The organism is Xanthomonas hortorum pv. cynarae (genome assembly GCF_002939985.1).
GTDB classification, from domain to species: Bacteria; Pseudomonadota; Gammaproteobacteria; order Xanthomonadales; family Xanthomonadaceae; genus Xanthomonas; species Xanthomonas hortorum_D.
In genome coordinates this window covers 88,835-102,915 of record NZ_MDFM01000001.1, presented here as the reverse complement: position 1 = coordinate 102,915, position 14,081 = coordinate 88,835, and the positions used below count along the sequence as shown (strand labels likewise).

Annotated in this window: 14 protein-coding genes; 7 read left to right on the top strand and 7 right to left on the bottom strand. The window is 66.6% G+C overall.

Going from position 1 to position 14,081, the window contains the following annotated elements; all coding sequences use genetic code 11:
* Position 1 precedes the first annotated feature (1 nt).
* The 3 genes from ispE to XcyCFBP4188_RS00495 are packed head-to-tail and all read right to left on the bottom strand — an operon-like array spanning position 2 to position 3,212.
* Entirely contained in the window at positions 2-889 is an 888-nt protein-coding gene (gene ispE / locus XcyCFBP4188_RS00505) for a 4-(cytidine 5'-diphospho)-2-C-methyl-D-erythritol kinase (protein ID WP_006450613.1), read from the bottom strand.
* Positions 871-1,527 carry a lipoprotein insertase outer membrane protein LolB gene (gene lolB / locus XcyCFBP4188_RS00500; protein ID WP_006450612.1) on the bottom strand — a complete coding sequence of 219 codons (657 nt, stop codon included), beginning with the start codon at positions 1,525-1,527 and terminating at the stop codon, positions 871-873. Before lolB ends, ispE begins: the two co-directional genes overlap by 19 nt.
* A complete protein-coding gene (locus XcyCFBP4188_RS00495) occupies positions 1,524-3,212 on the bottom strand; it encodes a tetratricopeptide repeat protein (RefSeq protein ID WP_104591482.1) in 1,689 nt (562 codons plus the stop codon). Before XcyCFBP4188_RS00495 ends, lolB begins: the two co-directional genes overlap by 4 nt.
* 65 nt (positions 3,213-3,277) lie before the next feature.
* Here XcyCFBP4188_RS00495 and hemA point away from each other — a divergent pair, with 65 nt between their 5' ends.
* The 5 genes from hemA to ppk2 all read left to right on the top strand — a co-directional run bounded on the left by hemA (position 3,278) and on the right by ppk2 (position 9,569).
* Entirely contained in the window at positions 3,278-4,576 is a 1,299-nt protein-coding gene (gene hemA, locus XcyCFBP4188_RS00490) for a glutamyl-tRNA reductase (protein ID WP_006450610.1), read from the top strand.
* Positions 4,554-5,639: a peptide chain release factor 1 gene (gene prfA / locus XcyCFBP4188_RS00485; protein WP_006450609.1), complete on the top strand. Its 1,086-nt coding sequence runs from the start codon at positions 4,554-4,556 to the stop codon at positions 5,637-5,639. Before hemA ends, prfA begins: the two co-directional genes overlap by 23 nt.
* Positions 5,636-7,342, top strand: a complete 1,707-nt coding sequence (locus tag XcyCFBP4188_RS00480) for an O-linked N-acetylglucosamine transferase, SPINDLY family protein (protein ID WP_006450608.1) — start codon at positions 5,636-5,638, stop codon at positions 7,340-7,342. Before prfA ends, XcyCFBP4188_RS00480 begins: the two co-directional genes overlap by 4 nt.
* Positions 7,343-8,235: 893 nt before the next feature.
* Positions 8,236-8,754, top strand: a complete 519-nt coding sequence (gene moaB / locus XcyCFBP4188_RS00470) for a molybdenum cofactor biosynthesis protein B (RefSeq protein WP_104591481.1) — start codon at positions 8,236-8,238, stop codon at positions 8,752-8,754.
* A 32-nt stretch (positions 8,755-8,786) separates the two neighbouring features.
* Positions 8,787-9,569, top strand: a complete 783-nt coding sequence (gene ppk2, locus XcyCFBP4188_RS00465; RefSeq protein WP_006451976.1) for a polyphosphate kinase 2 — start codon at positions 8,787-8,789, stop codon at positions 9,567-9,569.
* On the opposite strand, the gene XcyCFBP4188_RS00460 is transcribed toward ppk2, so the two are convergent.
* The 4 genes from XcyCFBP4188_RS00460 to XcyCFBP4188_RS00445 all read right to left on the bottom strand — a co-directional run bounded on the left by XcyCFBP4188_RS00460 (position 9,551) and on the right by XcyCFBP4188_RS00445 (position 13,020).
* Positions 9,551-10,783, bottom strand: coding sequence for a hypothetical protein (locus tag XcyCFBP4188_RS00460; protein WP_006451975.1), 1,233 nt, complete (start codon positions 10,781-10,783; stop codon positions 9,551-9,553). The genes ppk2 and XcyCFBP4188_RS00460 overlap by 19 nt on opposite strands.
* 85 nt (positions 10,784-10,868) lie before the next feature.
* Complete coding sequence (locus XcyCFBP4188_RS00455; RefSeq protein ID WP_006451974.1) at positions 10,869-11,135, bottom strand: acylphosphatase; 267 nt, start codon at positions 11,133-11,135, stop codon at positions 10,869-10,871.
* Positions 11,135-11,746: a TlpA family protein disulfide reductase gene (locus XcyCFBP4188_RS00450; protein ID WP_104591480.1), complete on the bottom strand. Its 612-nt coding sequence runs from the start codon at positions 11,744-11,746 to the stop codon at positions 11,135-11,137. Before XcyCFBP4188_RS00450 ends, XcyCFBP4188_RS00455 begins: the two co-directional genes overlap by 1 nt.
* Entirely contained in the window at positions 11,743-13,020 is a 1,278-nt protein-coding gene (locus tag XcyCFBP4188_RS00445) for a YihY family inner membrane protein (protein WP_104591479.1), read from the bottom strand. The genes XcyCFBP4188_RS00450 and XcyCFBP4188_RS00445 overlap by 4 nt, the downstream gene beginning before the upstream one ends.
* 111 nt (positions 13,021-13,131) lie before the next feature.
* Between XcyCFBP4188_RS00445 and wrbA the strand changes: the two genes are divergently transcribed.
* A complete protein-coding gene (gene wrbA, locus XcyCFBP4188_RS00440) occupies positions 13,132-13,728 on the top strand; it encodes an NAD(P)H:quinone oxidoreductase (RefSeq protein ID WP_104591478.1) in 597 nt (198 codons plus the stop codon).
* The gene (locus tag XcyCFBP4188_RS00435) at positions 13,725-14,069 is read left to right on the top strand and encodes a DUF2069 domain-containing protein (protein WP_104591477.1); all 345 of its coding nucleotides are present in this window, start codon (positions 13,725-13,727) and stop codon (positions 14,067-14,069) included. The genes wrbA and XcyCFBP4188_RS00435 overlap by 4 nt, the downstream gene beginning before the upstream one ends.
* The last annotated feature ends 12 nt before the right edge of the window (positions 14,070-14,081 follow it).

Genomic DNA, 14,081 nt, shown 5'->3' with positions numbered 1-14,081 from the left:
ATCAAACTTGTCTCGCGTCCAGTGCGTCGAGCAGTGGCGAGTGCGCTGCACCTTCCACAACCCACGCCCTCAGATTGTCCGGCAACTGCGCCAAGGCCTGCTCTGCAGCAGCGCGCGTGGCGAATTCGACGAAACAACCGCTCCCTGACCCGGTCAAACGCGGCGTCCCGATCCTGGAAAGCGCCTGGAACACTGCCTCGATGGCGGGTTCACGGCGCCGGAGGACCGGCTCGAACGCATTGTCGAGCAGAGAACCCGAAGCGAAGTCCGCTATTTTCACGGGCGCGGCATCCCGCGTCAATTCCTGTGATTGAAATAAAACAGGTGTGGGCACGTGAATGCCTGGATCGACCAGCACATAGGATGCTTTGGAGAGGCTGATCGGGGTCAGTTGTTCGCCGATGCCTTCGGCCCAGGCGTTGTGTCCGCGCACGAACACCGGCACGTCGGCGCCAAGCCGCAAGCCCAGCTCGGCCAGGGCATCGACCGGCAAACCCAGTCCCCACAAGGCATTGAGCGCGACCAGCACGGTGGCCGCATCCGACGACCCGCCGCCGAAACCGCCGCCGGCAGGGATGCGTTTGTCGACCCGGATGTCGGCGCCGGCCTGCGCGCCAGCGCTGGATTGCAGCAGGCGCGCGGCGCGGATCACCAGATCATCGTCCTCGGCCACGCCCGGCAGACTGTCGCCGATGCGCCGGATCAGGCCGTCGCTGCGCAGACGAAGATGAATGGTGTCCCCCCAGTCCAGCAGCCGGAACACGGTTTGCAGCAGGTGATAGCCATCGGCGCGACGGCCGACGATCTGCAAAAACAGATTGAGCTTGGCCGGCGCAGGCCACGCCGACCAGCCCGCTTCCAACGCTGACATCAGGGCGAGACCGTCCATTGGTCGATGAGCAGGCGCACCTTGGCTTCGCCGTTGCGGGCTTCGATGCGCTGCGGCAGCTCGGGCTGGCCGGCGCTGGCCGGGGCCCAGGCGAGAAAGTCGATGATCCAACCGTCCTGCTGCACAGTGCGTGGGCGGCCGGCAGCATCCAGATCCACGCGCTCTGCGCCCGCATCGGCGATCCGCAGTGCGCGTACCCAATCGGGCATCTGGTTGACCGGGATGGTCCATCCGGTTGCTTCCAGCAGTACCTGCTCGGCATCTGCGCCGCTGCGAGGGCCGCCTTCCAGGCCTTCCAAACGCCCGGCGCCGGTAGTGGTGTCGCCGGTGAGCACCCAGCTCTGCCGGGTCACCGGCGCGCTGAGCTGCACGCGATAGCGCGGGCCGTCCTGCTGCCAGTCGATGCGGCCGCTGCCGCCATTGCTGCCCTTGCTGATCGCCACCCGGCCCTGGAACGACCAGTTCGGGTGCGCCTGCAACCAGGCCTGACGTGCGGCTTCGGCCTGACGCGCGCCATCGGAGACCTGCTCGACCACGGCCGCACCACTGCCCTGCCCGCGCGGCACGCTGACGCAGCCGGACAAGCCTGCGAGCAGCAGCCCGCTCAGGGCCAGTGCGCGGACTACACCACCCCTCATAGCCCGAACTTTTCCACGGCGCGTTGCAGCGCGCGGTTGTCGGGATCGAGACGGCGCGCTTCATCGAAATAGCGCCGTGCCTCGTCCTGCTTGCCGCTGACCCACAGCACTTCGCCGACATGCGCGGCGATTTCCGGGTCCTTGACCAGCGCCCAGGCGCGGCGCAGCTGCACCAGGGCTTCCTTCAGGCGACCCATGCGGTACAGCACCCAGCCGTAGCTGTCGACGATGGCCGGGTTGTCCGGATCGGCAGTACGGGCGCGGTCGATCAGCGCCAGCGCCTCCTTGTAGCGGGTGGTGCGGTCGGCCAGGGTGTAGCCCAGCGCGTTGAGGGCCCCGACATTTTCCGGCTCGGCCACCAGAATCTTGCGCAGATCGGCCTCGGCACGCGGGACGTCGTCACGGCGTTCCCAGGCCAGGCCGCGTGCATACAGCAGCGCGCCGTCGTCTGGATACGCAGCCAGGCCGCGCTCGAAAGCATCCAGTTCCCCCGGTGCATCGCCGGCACGTTGGTGCAGATCGGCTTCGAGCACATAGGCGTCGCGACGCGCATCATCGTCGGCGCTGGCATCGCCCTGCAGCGCGCGGGCTTCGGCAAGCGCCTCGGGCTTGCGGCCCAGTTCGTACAGTGCGCTGGCCGCGCGCAGACGCGCTTCGCTCAGCTGCGGGCCGCCGGGCACGCCGCGATACCACTCCACTGCTTCGTCGTAACGCTTGAGGAACTCGGCGATCTTGCCGAGCAGCAGGCGACGGTCCGGATCGGGCTTGGTGGCGTTGCGCTTGAGCTCGCCGTACAGCGCCTCCAGCGAGGTGCGGTCTTTTTCCTTGGCGAGCATGGAGGCACGCAGCCCGTAGGTCTGGGTGTCCTGCGGCCCGGTCGAGAGCACTCGTGCAGCCGCCTCGGTCTGGCCCATGGCGTCGTAGGCGAATGCCAGCGCACCACGCAGCTCGGAGTCCTTCACCGCCTGCGGCTCGATGTTCTTCAGCAGCGCCAGCGCTTCGTCGTTCTTGCCTTCCTGCTGCAGCTGAGTGGCGTGCAACAAGGCCACGCGCGGCTCTTCGGGAAAGCGGCGCACTACTTCGTCCACGATGCGCTTGGCCAGCGCCGGGCGCTCCATGCGCAGGGCGAGCCGGCCGAATTCCTGCCAGGCCTCGATCTGATTGGGGATGGCGCCGGCCTTGACCAGGTCTTCGAGCGCGTCGGCCGAGGCTTCCGGCTCGCGCCCGCCATTGGCCAGGGCAATCAGGGCGAAGCGCCAGCCGCGTGGGTCGGGCTCCTTGAGCAGGCCGAGCAGGTCGCGGCGTGCGGTGCGCAGGTCGTTACGACGCAGGGCCAGCGAGGCTTCGGTGCTGCGCATGGCCATCGACGAGGGCGCGCGCGCGCGCCACAGCGCCAGGGCTTCGACCGCGCGGGCATCGTCGTTGGCCAGCATGGCGATGCGGGCGGCGCGTTCGGCCAGCCCGGCGTCGCCGGCTTCGGCCTTGGCCGCGTCCAGATAGGCGCGGGCGGCATCGTCCAACTGCCCGGCCTGCAAGGCGAATTCACCGGCGAGCACGGGTTCCAGCGACGTGGTGCCGGCGCTGCTGGTCGGCGGCGTGGGCGGAGCTTTTTTGGGTGCTGCAATGGCGTTGGCGGAGACTGCTACCAGCAAAAGAACACTCAGGATGCGAATCGGTACAGGCATCGGGGGCAACCGGGCCGTAAAATGGGGCCCTGAATGGCCGCCAGCTTATCGCAAGCAACTGAACAATGACGTTGTGGGTGCTCGGACTGAATCACCAGACCGCACCTGTGGACCTGCGCGAACGCGCGGCGTTCGCAGGTGAGGCGCTGCCGCGCGCGCTCGAATCCTTGCGCGCGTTGCCGCAGGTGCGCGAGGCCGCGTTGCTGTCCACCTGCAACCGCACCGAGCTGTACGCGATGGCCGACGACCCGCACAGCCTGGTGACCTGGCTGGAGACACATGCGCCGGGCTTGAGCGGTTATCTGTATCAGCATCAGGAAGAAGCGGCGGTGCGGCATCTGTTTCGCGTCGCCACCGGGCTGGATTCGATGGTGCTGGGCGAGCCGCAGATTCTGGGTCAGGTGAAGGACGCCTGGGCGGTGGCACGTGCGCACGGTGCGCTGGGCAGCGGGCTGGACCGCCTGTTTCAGCAGACCTTCTCGGTGGCCAAGCGTGCGCGCACCGATACCCGTGTCGGCGCCAATCCGGTGTCGGTGGCCTCCACTGCGGTGCGGCTGGCGCAGGAATCGTTTGCCCGCCTCAACGAATCCACGGTACTGCTGATCGGTGCCGGCGAAACCATCGAGCTGGCCGCCAAACATCTGAGCGAAGGCCGCGTGCGCCGCTTGCTGATCGCCAACCGCACCCTTGCACATGCGCAGACGTTGGCGAGCCAGCACGGTGGCTATGCGTTGCCGCTGACCGATCTGGACCGCCATCTGGCCGAGGCCGACGTGGTGTTTTCGGCTACTGCCGCACGCGAGCCAATCGTGACCCGGGTGCAGGTGGAACAGGCGCTACGCGCGCGCAAACGCAAGCCGATGCTGTTGTTCGACCTGGCAGTGCCGCGCGATATCGAGGCCTCGGTGGCCGAGCTCGGCGATGCCTACCTGTACACGGTGGACGACCTGGAACGCGCGGTGGAAGACAACCGCCGCGGCCGCCGCGAAGCCGCCGACCAGGCCGAAGCGATCATCGATCTGCAGGTCGCGCGCTATGTCGAAACGGTGCAGGCCAACGCGCGCCAGGCGCCGCTCAAACGGCTGCGCGCGTTCGGCGACAGCACCCGCGACGAATTGCTGGCCAAGGCGCGCCAGCAATTGAATAACGGCAAGCCAGCCGATGAAGTCCTGGAACAACTGGCGCATGCGCTGACCAACCGTTTGCTGCACCCGCCAACTGCCGCGTTACGCGATGCGGCGCTCAACAACGACCTGGAACTGACCAGCGCGGCCGACCGGCTGTTTCCGGAAAAACCCGGTTACCAACATCCCCCTGTAGCTACCCCGATCGTGAGGACTGATGACGCCGACCCTGCGCCGTAAGCTCGAAGCGCTGGCCGAGCGCCGCGAAGAACTGCAGCACCTGCTCTCCGACCCCGAGGTGGTGAGCAACAACGACAAGTTCCGCACGCTGTCGCGCGAGCTGTCGCAGCTGGAGCCGTTGGCCGTCGCCCTGGAAGACGAAGCGCGCGCCAAGGCAGATCTGAGTGCAGCCGAAGCCATGCGCAACGACCCGGAAATGCGCGAGCTGGCCGAAGAGGAAATCGCTACCGCACAGGCACGCCTGGACGAGCTGGACGCGCAGCTGGCCCTGCTGCTGGTACCGCGCGACCCGCGCGACGAAGGCAATCTGTTTCTGGAAGTGCGCGCCGGCACCGGCGGCGACGAGGCGGCAATCTTTGCCGGCGATCTGTTCCGCATGTATGCCCGCTATGCCGAGCGTCAGGGCTGGAAGGTGGAAATCGAATCCGACAGCCCCGGCGAACACGGCGGCTACAAGGAAGTGGTGGCACGGGTGGTCGGGCGCGGTGCGTATTCGCGGCTGAAGTTCGAATCCGGCACCCACCGCGTGCAGCGCGTGCCGGCCACCGAATCGCAGGGCCGCATCCATACCTCGGCCGCCACGGTGGCGATCATTCCCGAAGCCGACGATGTGGAAGAGATCGTGATCAACCCGGCGGACCTGAAGGTGGATACATTTCGCTCGTCCGGTGCCGGCGGTCAGCACGTCAACAAGACCGAATCGGCAATCCGTATTACCCACGTGCCCAGCGGCGTGGTGGTGGAATGCCAGACCGAGCGCAGCCAGCACGCCAATCGCGACAAGGCGATGAAGCGCCTGAAGGCGCAACTGGTGGAAGCCGAACGCAGCAAGGCGGCGGCCGCCGAAGCGCAGACGCGCAAATTGCAGGTAGGTAGCGGTGATCGTAGCCAACGCATCCGCACCTATAGCTTCCCGCAGGGCCGCATCACCGACCACCGCGTAGAAGGCCTCACGTTGTACGACCTGCCCAACATCATCGAAGGCGATCTGGATGCCTTGATCGCACGCTTACTGCACGAACACCAGGCCGACGAACTGGCGCGGTTGAGCGACAGCCCGTGAGTGCACAGGTCCCGCGCGAGCTGTTGCAGCTGCGCGAGGCGGTGCGACACCACCCCGGCGATTTCATCGCCTGGCTGATGCTGGCCGACGCCGAACTCGGCATGGGCGCGATCGCCGCCGGCGAAGCCGCGGTGCAACGCGCGCTTGCACTGCACCCGGGCCATCCGGAAGCGGTGGCGCGGCTTGGACGGGTGCGCTGGGCGCAGCAACGGCATGCAGAAGCAGCGTCGTTGTTGCAGCAGGCATCGGACCTGGTGCCACAGCATCCTGGCATCGCATTGTGGCTTGGGCATGCATTGGAAGACGCGGGCCAGGCCGAAGCTGCGGCGGCCGCGTATACGCGTGCACATCACTTGCTGCCCGACGAGCCCTACATCACTGCGCAATTGCTCAACTGGCGCCGCCGCCTGTGCGATTGGCGCGAGCTGGATGCACTGGCTGCGCAGGTACGTGCCGCCGTGGCGCAGGGCGTTGCGGCGGTGGAGCCATTCGCCTTCCTGAGCGAGGACGCCAGCGCTGCCGAACAGCTCGCGTGTGCACGAACGCGCGCGCAGACAATTGCTTCCGTCCTGCGCCCGTTACCACCAACTGCCGTGCGCCGCCAGGGCGCGTTGCGGGTCGGCTTCGTCTCCAATGGGTTTGGCGCGCATCCCACCGGCTTGCTGACGGTGGCGTTATTCGAAGCACTGCGCCGCCGACAGCCGGAATTGCAAGTGCATCTGTTTGCGACCAGCCATGATGACCGCAGCGAGATTCGCGCGCGCCTGGCGCAGGCCACGAACTTGCACGATGTCACCGCGCTCGGGCATCTGGCCACTGCGCAGCACATCCGCGACCAGGGCATCGATCTGTTGTTCGATCTGCGCGGCTGGGGCGGCGGCGGGCGACCGGAAGTGTTCGCGCTGCGGCCAGCGCCGGTGCAACTCAACTGGCTGGCGTATCCGGGCACATCCGGTGCGCCGTGGATGGACTACGTGCTGGGCGATGCATTCGCGCTGCCGCCGTCACTGGAGCCGTTTTACAGCGAGAAGGTGTTGCGCTTGCGAGGTGCATTTCAGCCATCGGACACCTCGCGTGTGGTTGCCGAGCCGCCTTCGCGTACGCAGTGCGGCTTGCCCGAGCATGGCGTGGTGCTGTGCTGCTTCAACAATAGCTACAAGCTCAATCCGCGCAGCATGGCACGCATGTTGGCAGTACTGCGCGCGGTGCCGGGCAGCGTGCTGTGGCTGTTGTCCGGGCCAGGTGAGGCCGACGCGCGCTTGCGTGCGGTGGCGCAGGCCCAAGACGTGGATGCGCAACGCCTAGTATTCATGCCGAAGCTGCCGCATGCGCAGTATCTGGCGCGCTACCGGCATGCGGATTTATTTTTGGATACGCATCCTTACAACGCGCATACCACTGCATCGGATGCGTTATGGGTGGGTTGCCCGGTATTGACGACGCCTGGGGAGACCTTTGCGGCGCGGGTAGCCGGCAGCTTGAATCATCATCTTGGGTTGGCTGAGATGAATGTGGCGGACGATGCCGCGTTTGTTGCCAAGGCGGTGGCGTTGGCGAGTGATCCGGCGGCGCTGGGTGCGTTGCGTAAGCGGGTGGATGTGCTGCGCCGTGCGTCCGGGGTGTTTGAGATGGATGGGTTTGCGGATGATTTTGCTGAGTTGTCGCAGGCACTCGCGCGGCGCCATGGTTGGTTGGGAATTTAGCGCGGGCTTTTTGCTTTCAAAATAGATGGCTGTCTTCCGCCGCACCCTCACCCCCAACCCCCAACCCCCGCTCCACGCCCCGGCCCGCGCTTGAGGCGCGGGCGCTCCAAGGCACGCGCGCCCATGGCGCGCAAGCTGTGCCTCCTCGCCCCAACGGGAGAGGGGCTCAGCCAACTTCCTCAATATCGCGTTCAAACTCCTCGAAGTCACAGTAATGAAGTGCCGAGGCGGCAGCGTGGCTGGGGATTGGCGGAGAGCGGCACAGGGATGTGCCGCGGCGGCGAGTCGGACAGGATGTCTGACCGAGCCGAGGAGCCAGTCCGCGGCCGCGCTGCTGCCCCTTGCCGAAGCTAGTACCGACCGAAGCCAGTACCGACAGGCATCGTGCTTCGCCGTACCCTCACCCCAACCCCTCTCCCGGCGGGAGAGGGGCTCCAGACAACTTCCTCAATATCAAGTTCAAACTCCTTGAAGTCACAGTAATGAAGTGCTGAGGCGGCAGCGTGGCCGGGGATTGGCGGAGAGCGGCACAGGGATGTGCCGCGGCGGCGAGTCAGACAGGATGTCTGACCGAGCCGAGGAGCCGATCCCCGGCCGCGCTGATGCCCTTACCGAAGCCGGCAACTGACACGGCGCGCCTGGACGTACCCTCACCCCAACCCCTCTCCCGGAGGGAGAGGGGCGTCCAACCTTGTGGCGTGGGCGCTCGGCGGCACGCACACCAGTGGCGCGCAAGCTGTGCCTTCTCGCCCCCAGGGAGAGCGGCTTATCGATTTGCCACGAACTGTCAGTTGCTAATTGCCAGTGTCAGCGGATCCTCGACTGCGACTGACGTTGTGCGGCTTCACGCCGTACTGCTGTACCCGGCCGTCCAGGCTCGCTAGGCTGGCGGCATGCCTTCCAATCTCGACTTCATTCCCTTGCACCTGTGCGTGCTGACGGTGTCCGACAGCCGCAGCCTGGCCGATGACCGCTCCGGCGATTATCTGGTCGAGGCCCTCACTCACGACGGTCACGTGCTGCACGAACGCGCGTTATGCCCGGACGACCGTTACCGCATGCGCGCGATCGTCTCGAACTGGATTGCCGATGCGCAGGTCGACGGCATCCTGATCACCGGTGGCACCGGCTTCACCGGCCGTGACAGCACGCCGGAGGCGATCACCCCGTTGCTGGACAAGACCATGCCCGGGTTTGGCGAATTGTTTCGCGCCATCAGCGTGGAAGAAATCGGCACCTCGTCGCTGCAGTCGCGTGCATTCGCAGGCCTGGCCAATCACAGCTTCGTGTTCTGCCTGCCCGGCTCCACCTCGGCCTGCCGCACGGCGTGGGAAAAGATCGTGCGTGCACAACTGGATGCGCGCACCAAGCCCTGCAATCTGGCGACACTGAGTCCACGTCTGGGCGAATAGCCTGCGCGCTCTCCACCGTTGTTGGAACGCGCATGTCGCACCTGAAACGCAAGGCCTACAAAAAACTGCTGGCACCGCTGCAGCTTGAACTGGTCAACATGGCGCGCTGGCTGCGGCATACCAACCAGCGCGCACTGGTGCTGGTGGAAGGCCGCGACACGGCCGGCAAGGGCGGTGTGATCCAGACCATCGCCAGCCATCTCAATCCGCGCCAATGCCGGGTGGTAGCGTTGCCGACACCCAATGATCGCGAAAGCACGCAGTGGTATTTCCAGCGCTATGTGGCGCATCTGCCGGCGGCCGGCGAATTGGTGCTGATGGATCGCAGCTGGTACAACCGCGCCGGTGTGGAGCGGGTGATGGGCTACTGCACCGACGCCCAATACGAGGCGTTTCTTGAGCAGGCGCCACGCTTCGAACAACTGCTGGTCGACGACGGCATTTTGCTGTTCAAGTATTGGCTGTGCGTGGATCAGGCCGAGCAAGAACAGCGCTTCGCCGAACGCCACGAAGATCCGCTCAAGGGCTGGAAACTGTCGCCGGTGGATCTGCAGTCACGCAGCAAGTACGACGACTACACCGCTGCGCGCGAGCGCATGCTCGAAGTGACGCATACGCCGGACGCACCGTGGACGCTGGTGGAGTTCAACGACCAGAAGCTGGGCCGATTGAGCCTGATCCGTGACCTGCTGGATCGGCTGCCGGACACCGCGGTGCCCGAAGAAAAAGTGCAGCTGCCGCCGTTGGACGGCAAACCGCACAAGGAACGTTATGGCGTGTTGGAACCGATCGACGATTACGCCGGCCAGTCCTGAGAGAGTTCGTCGCTGGCAGCGGTGGTCCGCGGCAACGGATACAGGCCGGCCTGACGCTCGGCCTGCTCGGCCTGCAACACCAACTGGCTCAGGCGCTGACTGAACAGCTGCATGAAACCGCGGTGCAGCGGACGCATCGCTTCGATGTAATCCACATCATCGGCCTGCGCGCCGAGCGGGCTGCACGACGACAGCAAGACTTCGTCCAGGCGTAGCGCGCTGTCGGGCAGACGCACCAGTGCGGCGCGGCGTAACCAGTCGCGCATGCCCTGGCGGTATTCGTCGGCCAGGATGTAGGCCACTTCGACCTGGTCCAGGTCCACGTCCGGATTCCACGCCAGCACCTGGATGACCTGCGAACGCTCGTCCAGCATGCGGCTTTCAGCGACCAGACCGTGCAGTTGCTGTAGCAAACGCCACTGCACGCCAGCGGCCTCGCGCTGCGGCGTCGGCATGGTCTCGATGGCCAGCGCCAATCGGCGTGCGAACAACGCCGGCACATCGGCCAGCACGATCGGGCCGGCATCGGCGCCGAGCAGGAAGCGCTCGGTACGCAGCGTGGCGGTATCGGGCAGATAGCCGTCCTGCAGCGGACGGGTGACGCCGTGATCGAGCAGCGACAGCACCACATCCAGCCAGTAGCGACGCTCCTGCTGCAGCGCGCGGTTGGCGCTGGCGTTCTGCCAGGCCGGGCGCACATCGTCCAGACGGGCGATGCAGGTCTGCGCGTCCAGGTTGTCCCAGGGCGCGCGGGTGGCGTCGTTGGGATCGAAGTTTTCCACGCTGAGCATGCCGCCGCCGAACCGGTGCCAGGCCGCGCCGCGCTGGGTATCGGCCGGGTCGGGCTTGGGCGCGGAGAGCGGCGCAGCGTTGGCCGGGCGCAGCAAGGCAGCGTAGGCGTCCGTCCACGAATCGGGCAGGCGTGCAGACATGGGATAGCTGGCCGAAGACGCCTGCCCCAGGCCGTCGCGCGCCAGCCGCAGGCTCCACAGCACCGCGCCAATCACGATGCCGCCGAAGATCCAGGCCAGCAACCAGCTCGTCGCCGCCTGCTCGGGTTGCAGCACGCGGGTCTGCGGTTGCAGGAACAACAACCAGCCGCTGCCCAGCAGCACGCCGAGATACAACCACGGCGCGAGCTGCGTCAGTTGACGGTTGCTGCGGTGTGCAGGCAACGCGTGCCTGTCATTGCGGTCTTGAGATGGAGCGGCCATACATTCCCCCTGCACGCTGTGATCGCGTTGAGGAGGTTATCGGCGAGGCCATGCAAGTCTGTTGCCCTGCTCCAACGGCGAATGCTCAGCCAGTTACAAAGTCTTCAGTCGGCGGCATCGCGCAAGGCGTGCGCGTTACGGTCGCGACCTTGGCCGCTGGCGGGCCCTGCCAGAGCCAGGTTTCCAGCGCGTTCAACGCGGCATCGGTACCGGCGGCGATCACTTCCACGCTGCCGTCCGCCTGATTGCGCGCATGGCCGCGCACGCCCAGTGCAACGGCACGCTCGCGGGTGGAGGCGCGGAACCACACGCCCTGCACCACGCCGGTGACGACGAAGCGCGCCGCCTGCATCAGCCGGCCTTGCCGGTGATGCCCACGGCGGTTTCGATATCGCGCGCGGTGACCGGGCCGAGGAACTGCCTGGCGACCTTGCCATCCGGACCGATCAGATAGGTCATCGGCAAGCCGCGCGGCGTGGCGAAGTCCTGTGGCGGCTGGTAGGGGTCGAGAATGGCCACCGGATACGACACCGGGTGATCTTTCAGAAACGCCTGCATGTCGGCGCTGGTGATGTCTTCGTAGGCCAGGCCCACCACTTCGATGCTGTCGCGCATGGTGTGCAGCGCCGACAGCTCCGGCATCTCCTTCAGGCAGGGTGCGCACCAGGTGGCCCAGAAATTGACCACCACCCACTTGCCGCGATGCGCAGCCAGATCGTAGGCCTCGCCAGTGACGGTGGGCAGCGACAGCTTCGGCATCTCGGCGGTCTGCTGCACCACCGAGGTATCCGGCGCAGTTGCCGGGTCTGCGGCTGCGGCAGGTTTGTCCGGCGCCTGGGGGGCTGCTGCAGGCGCAGTGCTGGTGTCGGCGGCGGGGGCGCCCTCGCCGGTGGGCTTGCAGGCGGTCATCAACAACAGCGGCAACAGCAGCGCACAGGCGCCGCGCACAAGGCGCAGGGTCATGGAATATCTCCGGGAAGATGGGTGTAGAGGTCGCCGACCGGTTGCGCCAGCACGCTGCGCAGCGGTTGACGCAATTGTTCCAGCGCAGCGGCGGCGGCCTGGCCGTAGGCATCGTCGCGACACGGCAACGGGCGGTCTTCGATCGGCACCCGCAGTTGGCAGCTTTCGTAGAGTTCGGCCAGCGGCACCACGTCCAGATCGCGCGCCAGCAGCCATTGGCCGCGCTCGTCGCGACGCAGCAGGCGGATGCGTTTGAGCTCGCACAGCAGCTCCTGCATCAGCGTATCGGTGAGCATGGGCTCCAGCGCCAGGATGCGGTCTTCGTCGAGCCCGTTGCCGTGGATGCGCGCCTGGCGAAAACGGCCGAGCAAGCGCAACAGGCCGTAGATCTCGAAGCCCGGCGGCAGGCGCATGGCTTCGGGTTGATAGCGGAACGCCGCCATCGACGAAGCCAACGACGCGCCCAGCAACACCGACACCCAGCTCAGATAGATCCACAACAGCAGGATCGGCAGCGCCGACAACGCGCCGTAGATGCGTTGATAGGTCTGGAAATTGCCCAGATAAAAACCGAAGCCCCACTTGACGATCTCCATCAGGATCACCGCCAGCAGCGCGCCCGGCAGCGCATGCCGCAGGCGCACCCCATGCTGCGGCACCACGCGGTAGATCAGCACGATACAGACGAACTCCACCGCCATCGGCGCCAGCCGCCAGGCGAACTCGGCCAGCCATTGACCTTCGGTGGTACGGAACAGCGGTAGCGCGAACACGTAGGCGGCCATCGCCATCGAGGCGGCGGCCAGCATCGTGCCCAGGGTCAGCACGGTCCAATAAATCAAAAACCGCGTCACCTTGGGCCGCGCGGCAGCCACGCGCCAGATGCTGTTGAAGGTCTGCTCGATGCTGTGCAGGGTGATCAGCAACGAGGCCACCAGCGCGACCATACCGGCCACGGTGAACTTGCCCAGATCTTCCAGCGAACGGTTGAGATAGTTCTGCACCGAGCGCGCTGCGCCGGGCACGAAGTTGTTGAAGATGAAGTCGGTCAGCGCGTCCTTCCACTCGTTGAACGCCGGAAACGCCGACAGCACCCCGAATACCACAATTGCCAACGGCACCAGCGCAAACACCGTGGTGTAGGCGAGCGACGCGGCGGCCTGGAACAGGCGGTCATCGAGAAAGCGGCGCCACAGGAAACGGCCGAAACTGACCGTCCGCGCGCGGTCACGCAGACGTTCTTTCCATTGGTGGAGTTTGTTCACACGCGACATCGCGCAAGGGTACCCGATGCGCCGTCATCGCGGCCTTGTCGCACCTGCGGCGTGCAGCCCGACCACGCCATCGCCGATACTGCGGCAACTCACACAAGCGGTAGATGCGCGATGGCGGAGATTCTGGTGCTGTATTACAGCCGTGGCGGTTCGGTGGCGCGGCTGGCGCGGCAGATCGCGCGCGGCATCGGCGAAGTGCCCGGCATGAGCGCGCGGCTGCGCACGGTGCCGCCGGTGGCGGCGGTGACCCAGACCAGCGCCCCGCCGGTGCCGGACGAGGGCGCGCCGTATGTGGACAAGGCCGATCTGGCCGAATGCAGCGGGCTGCTGCTGGGCAGCCCGACCCGCTTCGGCAACATGGCCGCGCCGATGAAGCATTTTCTCGACGGCCTGGGCGCCGAATGGGCCAGCGGCACCCTGGCCGGCAAACCGGCCGGCGTGTTCACCTCCACCGCCTCGATGCACGGCGGCCAGGAGTCCACGCTGTTGTCGATGCAGTTGCCGTTGTTGCATCACGGCTGCCTGATCGTCGGCATTCCGTTTACCGAAGCTGCGCTGAGCCACACCACCAGCGGCGGCACGCCTTATGGCGCCAGCCATGTGTCCGGCGCCAGCGGCGACCCGCAGCCCAGCGATGACGAAGCCCTGCTGGCGCGCGCGCTCGGCCGCCGGGTGGCCGATATCGCGCGGCGGCTGGCCAGCCCATGAGCCTGCGCGCCCTGCATTGGCTGCTGACCGCCGCACTGCTGGCGCTGGCGGTGGTGTTCGTGGTCTGGTTTCACGACGACCGCCACCGTACCGCGGCGCTGCTGGTGTTCGCGTTGCCGCCGGCATTGATGGCCGCGCTGGCGCTGCGCAGTGCACGCGCGCGGTTCTGGGCAGGGGTGTTCGCGCTGGGCTGGTTCAGTCATGGCGTGATGGCGGCCTGGAGCCAGCCGCAAGCGCGTGGGCTGGCGTGGCTGGAATTGCTGCTGGCCCTGCTGGTGGTGGCGCTGGTCAGCGGCCCGGGCGTGGCGGCACGGTTCGGCAAGCGGCGCGCGGCGGGCTAGCCCAGCGTCCTG